We start from the raw sequence: 17,426 nt of genomic DNA on the forward strand, positions 1-17,426 counted from the left end.
TGTTGAAGTTTGCTATGACTATGAAGGAGTGACGTCCCATGACCCATATTATTGCGGGTGACGTATGACTCAATACAGTGCCAGTTCCATCGAGGTGCTTTCTGGGCTGGAGCCTGTGCGCAAGCGTCCCGGCATGTATACCGATACCTCTCGGCCCAATCACTTGGTGCAGGAAATTATCGACAACAGTGTCGATGAGGCGCTGGCAGGTTTCGCCAAACGAATTATCGTCAAACTGCTTAACGATGGTGGCATCGAGGTCAGCGACGATGGGCGAGGTATGCCGATCGATATTCACCCTGAACATGGTGTATCAGGGGTTGAGCTGATCATGACGCGTTTGCATGCAGGGGGGAAGTTCTCCTCATCGAGCTATCGCTTCTCGGGTGGTTTGCACGGTGTCGGGGTGTCGGTTGTCAATGCATTGTCTAAGCGGCTTGATGTGGAAGTCGTTAAAGATGGCGCTCGTCACTCTATGAGTTTTGAGCATGGCGAAACGGTGTCACAGTTACACGAGATTGGTACGGCACCTAAGCGTGCTACCGGTACCGTGGTGCGTTTTTGGCCCGAGGCCGACTATTTTGACTCACCCAAGCTCTCGGTGGTGCGGCTCAAACACCTGTTGAGAGCGAAGGCCGTGTTGTGCCCAGGGCTGGAAGTGGTTCTGGTTGAAGCGGATGGAAGTGAGAATCGTTGGCAATATGAAGATGGCCTGCGTGATTACTTAGCTCAAGCTACCGACGGTTTCGAGGTATTGCCAGCCTCACCTTTTGTGGGGCACTTTGCCGATGATGAGCAGGCCGTGGACTGGGCAATTCAGTGGCTGCCAGAAGGCGGGGAGCCGTTGCTGGAGAGCTACGTCAACTTGATTCCTACGACCCAGGGTGGCACCCATGTGAATGGTTTGCGTGCCGGTTTGCTGGAGGCGCTTCGCGAGTTTTGTGAGTATCGCAGCTTGCTGCCAAGGGGCGTTAAGCTCAGTGCCGAAGACTTGTGGGAGCGAGTGTCTTTCGTGCTGTCAGTCAAGATGCTGGACCCGCAGTTTTCCGGCCAAACCAAAGAGCGGTTGTCTTCACGGGTGGTCGCTGGGTTTGTGTCTGGCGTGAGTAAAGATGCATTTTCACTCTGGCTTAACCAGCATGTAGACCAGGCTGAAGCATTGGCTGAGTTGGTGATCAGTGCTGCACAGCGGCGTCAGAAAACGGCGAAAAAAGTGGCGCGTAAAAAGATCACGGCTGGCCCTGCGCTGCCTGGCAAACTGGCCGACTGTAGCGGCCAAGACCCAGTAGCCAGTGAACTGTTCCTGGTCGAGGGGGATAGTGCTGGTGGCAGTGCCAAGCAAGCGCGTAACCGCGAGACTCAAGCGATTTTGCCCTTGCGCGGTAAAATTCTTAACACTTGGGAGGTCGAGTCCCACGATATTTATGGCTCCCAAGAAGTACATGATATCGCCGTAGCGATTGGCATGGACCCCGGTAGTGACGACCTAGCCCAGCTGCGCTATCACCGCATCTGTATTTTGGCTGACGCCGACTCTGACGGCCTGCATATAGCAACGTTGCTGTGCGCGCTGTTCGTGCGCCACTTCCCTGCGCTGGTCGATGCAGGGCATGTCTATGTGGCCATGCCACCGCTGTATCGCATAGATCTGGGCAAGGAAGTGCATTACGCCCTAGATGAGAGTGAGAAAGCGGCAATTCTGCGCAAACTAGAAGGTAAGCGAGGAACACCAAATTTACAGCGTTTCAAAGGGTTGGGGGAAATGAGCCCGTTGCAGTTGCGTGAGACGACCATGGCAACTGAAACGCGCCGCTTGGTGCAGTTGGTTCGAGAAGCTGGCGACGGCACGATTGAAATGATGGATATGTTGCTGGCCAAAAAACGTGCTGCCGACCGCAAAAGCTGGCTGGAAGACTATGGCAATTTGGCGGAAATAGAGCTTTAAGCGTTTTGCTGCCTTTATCAGCCATTTTTCAGCGAACATATAGGGCTTTGACTTCATGAGCATGGATATCCAAGTTGCGGAGGGCGGCATCGAGCGCCTGTCCTTGCGTGAATATACCGAGAAGGCGTACCTCGACTACTCGATGTACGTCATCCTCGATCGTGCCTTGCCGCATATCGGCGACGGCCTTAAGCCGGTTCAGCGGCGAATTGTTTACGCCATGCGTGAGCTGGCGCTTAACGCTAATGCCAAATACAAAAAATCAGCACGCACAGTCGGTGATGTGCTGGGCAAGTTTCACCCCCATGGCGATAGCGCGTGCTATGAAGCCATGGTGTTGCTGGCTCAGCCTTTTTCCTACCGTTATCCGCTGGTTGATGGGCAAGGAAACTGGGGTAGCCCGGATGACCCCAAGTCGTTTGCTGCCATGCGTTATACCGAGTCGCGGTTGTCGAAATTTTCGGAGGTGTTGCTGGGAGAGCTGGGGCAGGGCACGGTGGACTGGACACCTAACTTCGACGGGACCATGCAAGAACCCGTTGTGCTACCGGCGCGTTTGCCTCATGTGCTGCTCAATGGTGGCTCGGGGATTGCGGTGGGCATGGCGACTGATATTCCCCCGCATAATGTGCACGAAGTTGTATCAGCGACCTGTCATTTACTGCGTCATCCTGACGCCACCACTGCTGATCTGATCAAGTTTGTGCCAGCGCCGGACTTCCCGACCGATGCCGAAATCATCACCCCCAGGGCTGACTTAAAAAAGCTCTACGAGAGTGGCCGTGGCTCGGTCAAGATGCGCGCGCGTTACGTTTTGGAAGATGGCAATGTCATCGTTACTGCGGTGCCCTACCAAGTGAGTGGTGCCAAGGTGCTGGAACAGATTGCCGCGCAAATGCAGGCCAAGAAACTGCCGATGGTGGCTGACCTGCGCGACGAGTCGACTCATGAAGAGCCGACGCGGCTGGTGATTGAACCGCGCTCCAACCGAGTCGACATCGACGCGTTGATGGCACACCTGTTTGCCACAACGGATCTGGAAAAGAATGCCCGGGTTAACATGAACGTGATCGGTCTGGATGGTCGGCCACGAGTGATGTCACTTGCGGTTATGCTGGCTGAATGGCTGGCATTTCGCCGTGCTACGGTGCGCCGACGGCTGGAACATCGGTTGGGCAAAGTGCGCGACCGTTTGCATATTCTTGACGGGTTGCTGGCGGCTTTTCTAAACATTGACGAAGTGATCCGCATCATTCGTGAAGAGGATGAGGCGAAGTCTGCATTAATACAGGCTTTTGCGCTCAGTGAACGCCAGGCCGAAGCCATTCTTGAGTTGCGCTTGCGACACTTAGCCAAGCTTGAAGAAATGAAAATTCGCAGCGAACAGGATGAACTTGCCGTTGAGCGTGATCGGCTTGAAGCCCTGTTAGGTAATAATGCGGCACTCACTGACTTGCTTGAAAAAGAGCTTAAAGCCGCTGCAGAAGAGCATGGCGACATGAGGCGCTCGCCACTGGTTGAGCGTGAAGAAGCCCGTGCACTGTCGGAGGTTGAGCTGGTTGGCGCTGACCCGATTACCGTAGTGCTGTCAGAGAAAGGCTGGATTCGCGCAGCTAAAGGGCATGAAATCGACCCAGAAGGGCTTGCTTTTAAGTCAGGCGATCGCTTTTCGTTGTTCGGCCGAGGCAAAACAAATCAGCCATTAGTGCTGCTGGATGACACGGGCCGCGCTTATACGTTGGTCGCGCACAACCTGCCCAGCGCCCGCAGCCAAGGTGAGCCAGTTACTGGGCGGGCTAACGTAGCCGCTGGAGCCTTAATAACAGGGTTAATGCTGGCACCGCCAACCACGCGCTATTTGCTCGCTTCTGATGGTGGCTATGGCTTTGTTGCCCAGCTTGAGTCGCTGATAGGCAGAAGCAAGTCGGGCAAAGCGGCGCTTAGTGTGCCCAAGGGTTGCAGTGTGATGCCACCTCTCGTCGTGCCTGACGGTGAAAATATTAGCGTGGCAGTGGTCTCGAATGAAGGTCGCTTATTGGTGTTCCCGCTCGATCAGTTGCCTGATATGGCGCGTGGCAAGGGAAATAAAATGATCGACATTCCTTCGGCGCGCGCGGCTCGCCGTGAAGAATTTGTGCGAGGGCTTGTGTTGTTGGCGCCTGAGCAAGGGCTGGTGGTGCATTCTGGAAAGCGTAAGCTGACCCTTAAATCCACCGATCTTGAATATTATCGCGGTGACCGCAGCCGGCGTGGTAGCAAGCTGCCGCGTGGCCTTCAGCGTGTTGATCGATTGACAGTGGACGGGGAATAAGCATGGAACACCAACGAAAGGTTCGCGCAAGCGACGTAACTGCGCCAAGCCAGTCGCGCTTGATTATGAGCCTGATGGCACCGTCTTTGCCTGCTGACATCCTTACACAGGTTGAGGCGCTGGCAGCGGATTTGGGCCTGACTGTTGAGCGCGCTCAGCCATTCTCGACTAACGAGTCGTTGCCTGGTGATATGTCGCCGCATGGTAGCTGTGTCGAATGCTGGCTGCACGGTGAGGGCGTGGCGCTTGCCGCAGTGCGTGAGAGTGCGCAGACACTGGGAGCGGCTCTTGGTATTGATATCGTGGTGCAGGACGACACGGCGTGGCGCTGCCAACGCCGGTTGGCATGTTTTGATATGGACTCAACGCTGATTCAAGCAGAGGTGATTGACGAGCTGGCTCGCCGCCACGGGGTGTATGACGACGTGTCCGCGGTTACCGAGCGAGCCATGCGCGGTGAACTGGATTTCAAGCAGAGCTTTCGTGAACGCATGAGCAAGCTCAATGGGCTGGATGAGTCGGTGCTGGCTGAAATTGCGGAGGCGTTGCCGCTGATGGATGGTTTAGAGCGGCTGATGTATCACCTTAAGCGGCAGGGCTACCGCACGGCAATTCTGTCTGGTGGGTTTACCTATTTTGCGCACTATTTGCAGGAACGGTTGGGCTTCGATGAGGTGCATGCCAATGAGCTGGTGATTGAAAATGGCAAGGTGACGGGGGACGTGCGCGAACCGATTGTCGACGCTGACCGTAAGGCACTGTTACTGCGAGACATTGCCACGCGCGAAGGGATTAGTATGGAACAGACGATTGCCGTGGGCGACGGGGCTAATGATTTGAAAATGCTAGCGGCAGCGGGGCTTGGCGTGGCCTTTCATGCCAAGCCTAAGGTGCGTGAAGAGGCGCGTCACGCCATTTCGACGCTAGGGCTGGATGCGCTGCTCTATTTGATTGACTGTCCTGAGTTGGGTTTGGAGAGGTGATTGAGCGTCGGGACGCTGCGTGGGCTGGTGGAACGATTTCACTGGCCCTCGGCAACGAGTCGCGGTAGCGTGATGGGAGTTATTCGACACAACAAAGGAGTCGATATGCCTCAGCCATTTTTTACCCCTCAACTGCTGGCCGAGCTTAAAGTGCTTGGTCTTTTCAACTCGGCATCTCAGCAAGAAGGCATTAAAGTACACTCTAGCGCTGATCAGGAGCTTGTTGAAGCGACAGGCCGACTGTATGACAAGGGGTTAATCACTCAGTCAGATGGAGGCTACCTCACGACGTTGGGCCAGGATGCGGCTGAACATGCGCGGGATTTGGCGCAGCTGCTTGATGGCCGTGAGCTTACGACTTAGTCAGCAGGGGGGGGCACGCTCAACAGTTTTTTTAATAGTTGACAAGCCCGGTGACACCTGATTATCTAGAGCCATGAACATGACATCTTACAACCTCACTCTCGACCTACGACTATCGGCGCGCAACTAAGCGCGCCGAGCGATGTGGCTTAGCCACCGCTCTTGTTTTTCAGTCGAATTCGAGGTTGTTTCATGTTTATCACTGCCTGCTTCACCACCAGACTTTCATTCTGCATCGTCAGCTGTATTGCGGCCCATGCCGAGATGCGTATGGCTGATGACGAGTTGATACAACGCGCCCTGACTGCTTCAAGCAGTCGGGGCGCGTGTCGTTTTACGCAAGACTCATTCAATGAACCATCTCGCAATGTAACCTAGGGAGAATGCCGCCATGATGCTTGATAACCCCGCGACCAAATACCGACCCTTTGTCGCTGTTGATCTGCCGGATCGTCAATGGCCTAACCGTCGTATCGAAACGCCGCCCTTGTGGTGCAGTGTTGACCTGCGTGATGGTAATCAGTCCTTGATTGATCCGATGGATCAGGAGCGTAAACACCGCTTTTTCGACATGCTGGTTAAGATCGGATTCAAGGAAATTGAGGTAGGTTTTCCCTCGGCTTCTCAGACCGATTTTGATTTTGTTCGTGCGCTGATTGAGCAAAACAAAGTCCCTGATGATGTGACCATCCAAGTGTTGACTCAGGCGCGTCCGCACTTGATTGATCGCACGTTTGAAGCGCTCAAAGGAGCTAAAAATGCCATTGTTCATGTGTATAACGCCACTGATCCGGTATTTCGTCGCGTGGTGTTTAACGTCAATAAGCAAGAGTGTATCCAGATCGCTGTAGATGCCACCCGACGCATTCGTGAGCAGATGGAAGCCGCACCAGAAACTAACTGGCTGTTCCAGTATTCACCAGAGCTGTTTACTACGACGGAGATGGACTTTGTCGTCGATGTGGTCAATGCGGTGCGTGCCGAAGCGGGTGCAACCACTAGTAAGCCAATGATCGTGAACCTGCCGGCGACTGTGGAGGCGGCTTCGCCCAACAACTACGCTGATCAGGTGGAGTGGTTCTGCCGTAATGTTGAGCAGCGTGATGCGCTGATTGTCAGTGTGCACCCGCATAATGACCGTGGTACTGGTGTGGCTGCAGCAGAATTGACCGTAATGGCCGGTGCGGATCGTGTCGAAGGCACCTTGTTTGGTAATGGGGAGCGCACAGGCAATGTGGACCTGGTTACCATGGCGATGAACCTGTATACCCAAGGTGTGCATCCCGGGTTGGACTTCTCCAATATTACGCCGATCATGCGTGAAGTGGAGTACTGCAATCAACTGCCAGTTCATCCACGTCATCCCTACGTTGGTGACTTGGTGTTTACGGCGTTTTCCGGCTCGCATCAGGATGCCATTAAAAAAGGCATTGCCGTGCGTCGCGAAAATCCAGACAGCATCTGGGAAGTGCCGTACCTGCCCATTGATCCGCTCGACGTGGGACGTAGTTATGAGGCGGTAATCCGCGTTAATAGCCAGTCGGGTAAGGGCGGCGTGTCTTATTTGCTGGAGCAGGAATACGGTGTTCAGTTACCGCGCAGGCTGTCTATCGAGTTTAGCCAGGTGGTGCAAGAAGTCGCCGAGCGCCTGAATAAAGAAGTCACGTCTCAGATGATCTACCATGCCTTTGAAGATGAATATCTGAGCAAGACATCGCCCTTTATGCTGATCAGTCATCGTATGTCATCAGAGCCAGACAGTAATCTGGTTAATCTTGACGTGACGATTGAGGAAAGCGGGCAGCGTCGTGAGATCAAAGGACAAGGCAACGGTCCGCTGGCCGCCTTTGTTAATGCCTTGGGTAGCCAGGGCAAGCAGGTTGAAATTATTGATTATCACGAACATGCTCGCGGCCAAGGTGCGGATGCAGAAGCTATTGCTTATGTGCAGGTGCGAATCGGTGACGACTCGGTATTCGGCGTTGGTACTGATGAAAGCATCACTAGCGCCTCAATTAAAGGCGTAATGAGCGCTATCAACCGTAAGCTCTCAAGTGACGCTCCAGCACCCAACGTGACCGCTGAAACCATCGCTTAACAGGGCCGGCTTCCTGCATTTAAACGGCGGCACGGCTGTGAATTTGCAGGAAGTTAATTTACTGGGTGCAGCAGGCCGCAAGGCCTGCTGATGTTATCTCGGCTATAACGGCGTTTTACTGGTTTTTCCGGGAATTTCACGCACCAGCGTTGGCATCAGGAAGCCTGATAGCTGGGTACGCAGCTTATCTACCAGTACACGGGCTTCATCATCCGGCACGTTGAAGTGGGCGGCGCCTGAAACCGGGTCAAGTACATGTAAGTAGTAAGGCAAAACACTTGCGTCAAACAGGCGTTCAGACAGCGCGGCTAGCGCATCTACGCTGTCATTAACGCCGCGTAGCAGTACGCTCTGATTGAGCAGCGTAACGCCAGCATCACGCAGTCGTTGGCAGGCTCTGGCCACTGCGTCGTCGATTTCGTTGGCGTGGTTAATATGCAGCACCATGACTTTCTGCAGGCGGGTTTTTTTCAGCCAACCCAGTAAGGCTTCATCAACTCGGTCAGGAATGACAACGGGCAGGCGAGAGTGGATGCGCAACCGTTTCACATGTGGAATATCTTCCAGCCGCTCTACCAGCCAAGCAAGTTGACGATCATTGGCGGCTAGTGGGTCGCCGCCAGAGAGAATGGCTTCCTGAATAGAGCTGTCCTCACGCAAATAGCCAAGACTTTCCTCCCATTGGGCGCGCGAAAGTGCATTTTCCTGATACGGAAAATGGCGACGAAAACAGTAGCGGCAGTTCACGGCACACGCTGGGCTGGTAATCAGCAGCACGCGTCCAGCGTATTTATGAATTAGCCCTTGGCGTGGCCCATGTTCGGCCTCGTGCAGGGGGTCAGCAATATAGCCAGGTTGCTCATCCCCTTCTGCTGAAAGTGGTAATACCTGGCGCAGTAAAGGATCGTTAGGATCTCCTCGTTGAATTCGTGACAGGTAAGCCTCAGGCACCCGTACCTCAAATAGCTGGTGGCCAAGCTGAGCGCCTGAGTGCCATGTTGGATTAAGGTCTAACCGCTGACAGAGCTCGGCGGGGTCGCGAATGGCACCGCTGAGCTGCTGTTGCCAGTGGCGTGGCGTTGACGCGATGGTCTGACGCTGCAAAGCAGCGGGGCTTCGGGTTATCATGCAGGCACCAACAGAAGAAAAACCAGCAAAGCGAGGAGCGGTCTCTCGGAACAGCCCCTCGACGAATATCATACTTTTGCGCGCGTAAGAAATCACAGATCCCTACGCCGCGCTCGAACATGGATAAGGCAATAATGGCGAACTATTCTACCAATGAATTCAAAGGCGGTCTGAAGGTAATGCTGGATGGCGACCCTTGTTCCATCGTCGAGAACGAGCTGGTCAAGCCGGGTAAGGGGCAGGCTTTTAACCGGGTCAAGCTGCGTAACCTAATGACTGGCCGGGTGTGGGAGCGCACGTTCAAGTCGGGCGAGTCGCTGGAAGGCGCTGATGTGATGGAACTGGATATGGAGTATCTCTATACCGACGGCGATATGTGGTACTTCATGAAAACCGATGGTTCTTTTGAGCAGTACGCCGTGGAGAAAAAAGCGCTTTCTGATGCCCATAAATGGCTCAAGGAGCAGGTGTCTTACACCGTAACGCTGTGGAACGACAACGCGATTAATATCACGCCGCCCAACTTTATCGAGTTGGAAGTTGTTGAAACGGATCCTGGCCTGAAGGGTGACACTGCACAAGGTGGCTCTAAGCCAGCCACGCTATCGTCTGGTGCTGTGGTGCGCGTACCGCTGTTTATCAACCAAGGTGAAGTGCTGAAAATTGATACCCGTAGCGGCGAGTATGTCTCCCGCGCCTGAGTGCGCCAACAGCGGCTGGCAGCCCACGGCTTCTATGCAGACGCTGCGCCAGCGGGCGCAGCTAATCGCTCGGGTGCGAGCCTTCTTTGCCGAGCGTGATGTGCTTGAGGTAGAAACACCGGTGCTGGGCCATGGGGGGAGTACGGACGTTTATCTTGCTTCGCTATCAACCATGGCCAGTACCCCAGCAGGTGAGGAGCGACTATGGATGCAGACCTCGCCGGAATTCCATATGAAGCGCCTGCTCGCCGCAGGCAGCGGGCCAATTTTCCAGTTGGCGCGCAGCTTTCGCGATGGCGAAGTGGGGCGGCGTCACAACATTGAATTCAGCATGCTGGAATGGTACCGGCCCGGGTTTTCCCTCAATGCTATGATCGAAGAAACCGTGGCGTTAGTTCATAGGGTACATCCTGCGGTGCCTGGTGGGCCCATGCGGTCAGTTAGGCATTGTCGTTATAGTCAGTTGTTCCGTGACCTGTTAAGCATTGACCCTTTCACTAGCGAGCTTGCCGAGCTGCGCCAACTGGCAGCAGAGCAGGGCGGTCTGGAGATGGCCAGCGCTGCGCGCGATGAATGCCTGGACCTGCTGATGGGGCTGGTTGTCGAGCCAACGCTGGGGCAAAACGGACTGGATGTGGTCACTGATTACCCCGCTAGCCAGGCGGCGCTGGCACGACGCCACCGCGACCCGGAGGACGGCCAGTGGGTGGCTTCACGCTTTGAGCTTTACCTGAGCGGGGTGGAGCTGGCCAATGGCTACGATGAGTTGACAGACGCCGCTGAACAAGCCTCACGCTTTGCCGAAGATAACCTTGTCCGTCGTCAGCAGGGGTTTTCCGAGGTCGATGCTGATCAACGCCTGGTCGCCGCTCTTGAGCATGGCTTGCCAGCAGGCAGCGGCGTCGCGCTGGGGCTGGACCGACTGATCCAGCTGGCGCTGAACAAAAAAAGCGTCGCAGAAGTTATGGCCTTCGCGACGCCAGTAGCGTGAAAGAAGGCTCAAACGTGACCCAGGCTTTCCCCCATCTGCACGTTGCGGTGATGTTCGCTGCTGCTGAATTCAACGGGGTTGGCGAAGGCCATGACCACGGTAGAGCCGAGTTTGAAGCGGCCCATTTCCTGACCTTTCTCAAGGTGTATTGGCTGGTCAAAGCGAATGTGCTGCACATCGCCTGATAGCGGTGTGACCTGACCGGCCCACACGGTTTCGATGGCGGCAACGATCATCGCGCCGACCAGTACCAGTGCCATGGGACCATGCTCGGTATCGAAGTGGCACACCAGTCGTTCGTTGCGGGCGAACAGGTTGGGCACGTGCTGGGTAGTGGCGGCATTAACCGAGAATAAGCGGCCCGGTATATAGACCATTTCGGTTAGGGTGCCGGTTAGTGGCATGTGTACGCGGTGATAGTCACGCGGTGATAAGTATACCGTGGCAAAGCTGCCACCTTGATAACGCTTGGCAGCGTCGGCATCACCACCGAATAGCGCCATGGCTGAAAAATAGTGTCCTTTCGCCTGGATCAGCTGCCCAGCTTCAATGCGGCCAAACTCTGACAATGTCCCGTCGGCCGGGCTGACTAGCCCTTCGCTGATGGGGCGTGCGTCGGCCTTTAGCGCACGGGTAAAGAAGTCGTTGAAGGTGGCATACGCGCTGGGGTCCGCTTCCAGCGCCTCGCTCATATTGACCTTGAAGCGTTTGATAAAGGCGTGGATCAATTGGTTTTTTAGCCACGGTTGGCGGCACTCAGCGAGCCGCCCCACCAGCCGTGATAGTAGGTGGTGGGGAACCGGGTACTGAATCAGCGAAAAAAGTCGAGAAAATGACAAGGCGGCGAGTCCGTCAGTGGTTTTCAAAAGGTTGTGTGAGTCTGATTTGATGCAGTGTTGCGCTATTTTTCGATTGGCGTGTCGTCGCGGTTGCCCCATTCGTTCCATGAGCCTGCGTAGCCGCGTATTTTGTTGAAGCCCAGCGCGCGTCCTACCAACCACGTAAAACCGCTACGGTGGTGGCTTTGGCAGTGGGTGGCAACCTCCATATCAGGCGTTAGGCCCATGGCTTCCAGTTCGCTGATTAGCTCGGCGTAGCCACGAATACGCAGGTGGTTGTCTTTGTCCATAACGTCGGTCCAGTTCATGTTGACGGCGCCGGGAATATGTCCAAGGTGTTTGTTGTTTCCTTTATGTCCGTTGAATTCCTCTTGGGAGCGTGCGTCCCATATCGCAAGGTCCGCTTCGTAGAGGCGGTCTTGTAGTTCGGCACGCTCAATATTGACGGTAGGATTAATGATGTCAGCCTGATAATTGCTAGGTGTTGGTGTATGCGGCTGGGTAGAAAGCGGTAGCTCACTGGCGCGCCAGGCGTGAATGCCTCCATTGAGGTAGGAGTAACGCTGGTGGCCGATCAGTTCCAGTGTCCACAACAAGCGACCAGCCCAGCCACCGCCTTCGTCGTCGTAAGCGATTACATGGGTGTCACGCGTGAGCCCAAGCGATGAAAATAACGCTGAGAGTGCGTCGATGTTAGGCACGTCGTTGGGTATATCGCCTTCGCCGCGTAGGAGTCGAGAGTGATCGAGAAAAAGTGCGTTAGGCACGTGACCCTGGGCGTAGCTGTCGGCCTTCATCGGCACATCAATGATCAACAGGTCTGGGCAGTTGGGGTTCTCGATCAAAAATTCGTTCAGGTGTTCGGGTTCGACTATCAGTGGCAGTAGATTGGCTTCAGAATGCATGTTGCTCTCCTGGCCCATGGGGAGGTTGTCGGTGACGTTGCTGGTTTCAATCTTAGTGTTTGTGAGTGTCTTCCAGACTATCGATGATACGACGGTAGCTGGCAAAGCGTTGTTCATGGATATTGCCGTGATCTAATGCGTCCAGTAGCGCACACCCCGGTTCCTGGCGGTGGCGACAGTCGCGAAACCGGCAGCGGCCAAGGTGCTGGCGAAACTCGATAAAGCCTTCTGCCACTTGTTGTTCGTCGAGGTGGATTAAGCCAAATTCACGAATGCCTGGGGAGTCGATTAGTTCGCCCTCAAGGTGGCTGTCAGGCCCGAGATCAGAGAAGTGGTACAGCCGTGCAGTGGTGGTGGTATGGCGGCCCTTGCGTGAGTCTTCGGACAGCTCTCCAACGCGCAGTTCTTCGTGGGGCAGCAGGCAGCCAATCAATGATGACTTTCCCACGCCGCTTTGGCCGACGAACACCGACGTGCGCCCAGCCAGGCGGCGATGTAAGGCATCTAAGCCATTGTCGGTATTGATGCTGGTGGCTACAACAGGGTAGCCCAGAGCTTCGTAGCGGGCGAGTAGGTCGCGCAGGGCACCGCCTTGCTCGGGAAGTAGGTCGACCTTGTTCAATACCAGCACCGGCGAGATGCCGGTGGCTTCTGCGGCTACCAGGTAGCGGTCGATCAGATTAGCGTGGGGCTCGGGTTCCACGGCAAACACGATGAGTATTTGGTCGATGTTGGCGGCGACTGGTTTGAGTAGGCCACGAGCATCGGGGCGTTCCAGCACATTGTCACGCTCGGCGCGCGCCACGACCACGCCACTGCCTTCCTGACCATGTCGCCAGACAACACGGTCGCCAGTGACCAGCCCGTCAAGGTTGGCACGCATGTGACAGCGCACAGGCGCAGCGGGGGCGCTGCCAGGTGCCTTATCAGGTATGACGTCTAAGGTGCGGCCAAAGTGAGCGATGATCCGGCCTGGCTGTTCTGGGCCATATTCGCCGGCGGCTAGCTTCTCGCTGTCGCGCCCATCACGCTTTTCTGCGCGTTGCTCACGTTCGGCCTGTACTTTCTCGATGCGCCAGCGTTGCTGGCGGCTTAGTTTACGTTTGCTCATGAGGCCCTGAAACTCGGTACAATCGTGACATTGTACTCATCAACAGCTGTGGCTGTCGTGTTGTGCGTTTACCAATAGCTTCGACGATAAAGGAACGAATCATGACGACACCTCTTTCTAGTGCTGATGCCAACGCCAAGAGTCAGCGTTTGGTATGGATTGACCTTGAAATGACGGGGCTTGACCCGAACCGAGAGCGCATTATTGAAGTGGCAACTGTCGTTACTGATGCCAATCTGAGGGTGATTGCTGAAGGGCCTGTGTTGGCGGTACATCAGCCTGACGCATTGCTGGCAGGAATGGACGACTGGAACCAGCGCACTCACGGCGAATCAGGCTTGATTAAGCGAGTACGGGAAAACGGTGTTGCGACTCGCGAAGCGGAACAAGCGACGTTGGCGTTTTTGCGTCAACATGTTGCGCCGGGTACATCTCCTGTGTGTGGCAACAGCGTGCATCAGGACCGACGCTTTCTTGAGCGTGAGATGCCCGAGTTATTGGCATTCTTTCATTATCGCAACCTGGACGTGTCGACGCTGAAAGAGCTGGCCAAACGCTGGAATCCTGGGGCTCTGGCGGGTTTCAGTAAGCGCAATGTTCATCTGGCTATGGACGATATTAAGGAATCCATCGCTGAATTAGCGCATTACCGTCGTACATTTTTGCGCACGGCGGATGACATGCATGATGAGGAAGAGTGAAAAGTAAAAGATAAAGGGCCAAGTGCCTCTTAGGCTAGCTAACAGCAATGACGGCTTGGCGCTTTTGTTGCTGACGATCAAGGGCCCAGCTCACGTGTTCGCGAACAAGTTCCGATGGATAAGGCAGGCGGGCCCATAGCGCAGCTTCGACCTGCTCGCTCCACGGGGCGTTGCCAAGCCCGATAGCCAAGTTGCGCAACCAGCGTTCGTAGCCAATGCGGCGGATGGGGCTGCCAGTAGTGCGGGTGAGAAACTCTTCTTCGCTCCAGTTGAATAGCTGGGTCAGGTCGGTGCGATCGAGATCATGGCGTGGGGCGAAGTCGGGCTCTTGGCTGGCACGGGTAAAACGCGTGAAGGGGCATACCAGTTGGCAGTCATCGCAGCCGAACACTCGGTTACCCATGGCATCACGGTAACGTTCGGGAATTGCGCCGTGAAGCTCAATGGTCAGGTACGAAATACAAGCGCGTGCGTCGACCACGCTATCTTCGACAATTGCGCCAGTAGGGCAGGCCGTACGGCAAGCGCTACAACTGCCACAATGGTTTTTTTCATAGGGCGGGTCGATAGGTAGCGGTAAGTCGGTGTATAGCTCGCCCAGAAAGAATAGTGAGCCGGCCTTGGGATTGAGCAACATCGCATTTTTGCCAAACCAGCCGAGCCCGGCTTTGCGCGCTAGTCCGCGCTCCATGACAGGTGCTGAGTCTACAAAGGCACGAAAGCCGAACGGTCCGACGACGTCTTGCATCTTTTGCGCCAGCTGGGCTAGACGCTTGCGCATTAGTTTGTGATAGTCACGCCCTAACGCGTAGCGTGATACATACGCTTTTTCAGGGCGCGCCAGCATGCGAGTGGTTTCTACCTCGGGTGATAGATAGTCCAGTCGTACGCTAATCACACGTACGGTGCCGGGCTCCAGCTCGTCAGGCCGAGTTCGCTTGGTCCCATGTTTGGCCATGAACCCCATTTCGCCGTGATACCCAGCATCCAGCCAGCGTTGTAAGCGCACTTCATCATCCGCCAGGTTGGTGTCGGTGATGCCGACCTGCTGAAAACCCAGTTCACGGCCCCAGACTTTTATTTGTTCGGCCAGTGCGTGCAGGTCTGGTGCACCGGCAGTATCGTTATCGATATCGCAATCATCGACACTCGGGGAGTCGGTATTGTAGGGATAATGTGACATTAATTAGGGGCGGGTTGGTTAAAAATAATACGGCGTATTGTTGCTCGTATGGTAAAGCATCACGTTGAGAGAGGCAGCCCATGACGCAAGTAAGTGATGGTGAAGAGTTGGCAATAAGCGGGCGAGCATTGTATTGCGCCGAGCAGGTGCGCGAGATGGATCGTCGCATTATAGCCTCGGGTATTACCGGGTTCGCATTGATGCAGCGTGCTGCTGCAGCGGCTTGGCAGCAGCTTAAGCAGAGCTGGCCTGACGTACGCTCGATCAGTGTGCTGTGTGGCGGTGGCAACAATGGTGGCGATGGGCATGTGCTGGCAGCGTTGGCCGCCGCAGAGGGCGTTACCGTGCAGCGTATTTTGCTTACGCCGCTGGCGCGTTTACGTGATGATGCGCTGCGGGCTGCTGACATGGCTACGGCGGCAGGTGTTGGGAGTGAGGATTGGTGCGCTGAATTGGCGTTTTCTGGAGAAGTGCTGGTAGATGCCATGCTCGGTACGGGGCTTACTGGCCCAGTGCGTGGTGATGTGGCCGAGGCGATTAATGCGGTGAACCGTAGCGAGTGCCCGATACTGGCGATTGACATTCCGTCCGGACTGGCGGCTGACACAGGGGCTGAGTTAGGTGTTGCTGTTTGCGCGACCCTGACCGTCACGTTTATTGGCAACAAGCTGGGCTTGCATACCGGTAAAGGGCCAGCGCGTACGGGCACGTTGCATTTTTACCCGCTGGGTGCCGACGCTGAACTCGTCACCGATATGCCGCCCTCAGCCAGGCAGCTGAGTAGCGCGTTGATTGACGCCACCCTGGCGCCCCGCGAGCGTGATGCGCATAAAGGACAGATGGGGCATGTGCTGATTATTGGCGGCGCCCCTGGTTTTGGTGGCGCCGCACTGCTGGCTGCCGAGGCTTGTGCACGGCTGGGCGCTGGGCGCATCAGTTTGGCTACGGCACCAGAGCATGTCACAGCTAGCTTAGTGCGTTGCCCCGAAGTCATGGTGCACGGAGTGACAACCCCGGCCAGCATTGAGTCGCTCATGGCGCAAGTTGATGCGGTGGTGATTGGTCCGGGGTTGGGGCAGGGCAGTTGGGGGCAGGCTATGCTGCAGCGGGTGCTGGCGTTCAGCGGCCCGCTAGTGTTGGATGCCGACGGTTTGAATTTGTTGGCTGGGCGTTTTGCCGATGTGTCGCGTGCGAACTGGATACTGACGCCACACCCTGGCGAAGCAGCGCATTTGCTGGGCATGAGTGTGGCGGAGGTTGAGGCTGACCGTCCTAAGGCAGCTTTGCTACTGCGCGAGCGCTATCAGGCTGTTGTTGTGCTTAAAGGAGCGGGCAGCTTGATTGCGGGTCCTGCAGGGCTGGCTGTTTGCCCTTACGGTAACCCTGGGATGGCCAGTGGCGGCATGGGAGATGTGTTATCCGGTATGCTGGGTACGCTGGTGTGCCAAACGCCTGGTTTGGAACTTGCCGCTCAAATTGCGGTCATGGTGCATGCACAAGCGGCGGATTATGCCGCATCGCAGGCGGGTGAGCGTGGCTTGCTGGCCAGTGATCTGGCATTCTGTGCGCGAACTTTGGTCAACCCGATACTGCGTATGACAGCAGGCACGACAACAGGCACGCAAGATGATGCAGCGGCAACTCGATAATGAAAATCAGCAGGTCGCTTTTGGCCAATGCTTGGGGCTGGCGCTGGCAGGGCGCGGAAGGTTGCATCTTGACGGCGAGCTGGGCGCGGGAAAAACGACCCTGACACGCGGTATTCTGCGCGCTTATGGACACCAGGGCGCAGTTAAAAGCCCAACCTACACGTTGGTGGAGCCCTACGAGATTGGTGGTGTTCGAGTTTACCATTTCGACTTGTATCGTATTGGTGACCCTGAAGAACTGGAATTTATCGGTGGGCGAGACTTATTGTGCGATGACAGTTTGAGCATTATTGAATGGCCCGCGCGTGGTGACGGCTGGCTGCCTGAGCCTGATGTCATGGCTCATCTGATGCTTTGTGGGCAAGGGCGCAGGGTGACGCTTCGCGCGTTTAGTGAACGCGGGCAGCAGGTGCTGGATAGGCTTGATGCTATCTGCCGTGAGCATGGTGCTTCATGGGGAGAGATAACGGGAGCGGCTGCAACATGAGGCGATTACTCCACTGTGCCTGCCTGCCTTC

General features: G+C 55.7%; 15 protein-coding genes. 10 read left to right on the forward strand and 5 right to left on the reverse strand.

Going from position 1 to position 17,426, the window contains the following annotated elements; translation table 11 throughout:
* The first annotated feature begins 64 nt into the window (after positions 1-64).
* The 5 genes from parE (at position 65) to leuA (ending at position 7,700) form a co-directional block, all read left to right on the forward strand.
* Positions 65-1,945 carry a DNA topoisomerase IV subunit B gene (gene parE / locus H616_RS0105335; RefSeq protein ID WP_027966428.1) on the forward strand — a complete coding sequence of 627 codons (1,881 nt, stop codon included), beginning with the start codon at positions 65-67 and terminating at the stop codon, positions 1,943-1,945.
* 55 nt (positions 1,946-2,000) lie between these two features.
* Complete coding sequence (parC, locus tag H616_RS0105340) at positions 2,001-4,256, forward strand: DNA topoisomerase IV subunit A (protein ID WP_027966429.1); 2,256 nt, start codon at positions 2,001-2,003, stop codon at positions 4,254-4,256.
* A 2-nt stretch (positions 4,257-4,258) separates the two neighbouring features.
* Positions 4,259-5,239, forward strand: coding sequence for a phosphoserine phosphatase SerB (gene serB / locus H616_RS0105345; RefSeq protein WP_051234020.1), 981 nt, complete (start codon positions 4,259-4,261; stop codon positions 5,237-5,239).
* A 105-nt stretch (positions 5,240-5,344) separates the two neighbouring features.
* Complete coding sequence (locus H616_RS0105350) at positions 5,345-5,602, forward strand: TIGR02647 family protein (RefSeq protein WP_027966431.1); 258 nt, start codon at positions 5,345-5,347, stop codon at positions 5,600-5,602.
* A gap of 391 nt (positions 5,603-5,993) precedes the next feature.
* Positions 5,994-7,700: a 2-isopropylmalate synthase gene (leuA, locus tag H616_RS0105360; RefSeq protein WP_027966433.1), complete on the forward strand. Its 1,707-nt coding sequence runs from the start codon at positions 5,994-5,996 to the stop codon at positions 7,698-7,700.
* 102 nt (positions 7,701-7,802) lie between these two features.
* Here the strand turns inward: leuA and epmB are convergent, their stop codons facing one another.
* Complete coding sequence (epmB, locus tag H616_RS0105365; protein ID WP_027966434.1) at positions 7,803-8,828, reverse strand: EF-P beta-lysylation protein EpmB; 1,026 nt, start codon at positions 8,826-8,828, stop codon at positions 7,803-7,805.
* Positions 8,829-8,962: 134 nt separating this feature from the next.
* Between epmB and efp the strand changes: the two genes are divergently transcribed.
* Positions 8,963-9,529, forward strand: a complete 567-nt coding sequence (gene efp, locus H616_RS0105370; protein WP_027966435.1) for an elongation factor P — start codon at positions 8,963-8,965, stop codon at positions 9,527-9,529.
* Positions 9,513-10,520 (forward strand): EF-P lysine aminoacylase EpmA, encoded by a 1,008-nt coding sequence (gene epmA / locus H616_RS0105375; RefSeq protein WP_027966436.1) that lies wholly within the window; start codon positions 9,513-9,515, stop codon positions 10,518-10,520. Before efp ends, epmA begins: the two co-directional genes overlap by 17 nt.
* 8 nt (positions 10,521-10,528) lie before the next feature.
* Here epmA and asd read toward each other — a convergent pair whose 3' ends face one another.
* The 3 genes from asd to rsgA all read right to left on the reverse strand — a co-directional run bounded on the left by asd (position 10,529) and on the right by rsgA (position 13,375).
* Positions 10,529-11,359 (reverse strand): archaetidylserine decarboxylase, encoded by an 831-nt coding sequence (gene asd / locus H616_RS0105380; protein ID WP_027966437.1) that lies wholly within the window; start codon positions 11,357-11,359, stop codon positions 10,529-10,531.
* Positions 11,360-11,421: 62 nt separating this feature from the next.
* Positions 11,422-12,264 carry a sulfurtransferase gene (locus H616_RS0105385; RefSeq protein ID WP_027966438.1) on the reverse strand — a complete coding sequence of 281 codons (843 nt, stop codon included), beginning with the start codon at positions 12,262-12,264 and terminating at the stop codon, positions 11,422-11,424.
* A gap of 52 nt (positions 12,265-12,316) precedes the next feature.
* On the reverse strand, positions 12,317-13,375 hold the full coding sequence (gene rsgA / locus H616_RS0105390) for a small ribosomal subunit biogenesis GTPase RsgA (RefSeq protein WP_027966439.1): 1,059 nt from the start codon (positions 13,373-13,375) through the stop codon (positions 12,317-12,319).
* A 101-nt stretch (positions 13,376-13,476) separates the two neighbouring features.
* Between rsgA and orn the strand changes: the two genes are divergently transcribed.
* Positions 13,477-14,076 carry an oligoribonuclease gene (orn, locus tag H616_RS0105395; protein ID WP_027966440.1) on the forward strand — a complete coding sequence of 200 codons (600 nt, stop codon included), beginning with the start codon at positions 13,477-13,479 and terminating at the stop codon, positions 14,074-14,076.
* 34 nt (positions 14,077-14,110) lie between these two features.
* Here the strand turns inward: orn and queG are convergent, their stop codons facing one another.
* On the reverse strand, positions 14,111-15,259 hold the full coding sequence (gene queG, locus H616_RS0105400; RefSeq protein ID WP_084155732.1) for a tRNA epoxyqueuosine(34) reductase QueG: 1,149 nt from the start codon (positions 15,257-15,259) through the stop codon (positions 14,111-14,113).
* An 80-nt stretch (positions 15,260-15,339) separates the two neighbouring features.
* Here queG and H616_RS0105405 point away from each other — a divergent pair, with 80 nt between their 5' ends.
* Both H616_RS0105405 and tsaE read left to right on the forward strand, forming a co-directional pair.
* Complete coding sequence (locus H616_RS0105405; protein WP_027966442.1) at positions 15,340-16,908, forward strand: bifunctional ADP-dependent NAD(P)H-hydrate dehydratase/NAD(P)H-hydrate epimerase; 1,569 nt, start codon at positions 15,340-15,342, stop codon at positions 16,906-16,908.
* The gene (tsaE, locus tag H616_RS0105410) at positions 16,889-17,395 is read left to right on the forward strand and encodes a tRNA (adenosine(37)-N6)-threonylcarbamoyltransferase complex ATPase subunit type 1 TsaE (protein WP_027966443.1); all 507 of its coding nucleotides are present in this window, start codon (positions 16,889-16,891) and stop codon (positions 17,393-17,395) included. Before H616_RS0105405 ends, tsaE begins: the two co-directional genes overlap by 20 nt.
* Positions 17,396-17,426 lie beyond the last annotated feature (31 nt).

It is taken from the genome of Halomonas halocynthiae DSM 14573 (assembly GCF_000425725.1).
Classification (GTDB): Bacteria; Pseudomonadota; Gammaproteobacteria; order Pseudomonadales; family Halomonadaceae; genus Halomonas; species Halomonas halocynthiae.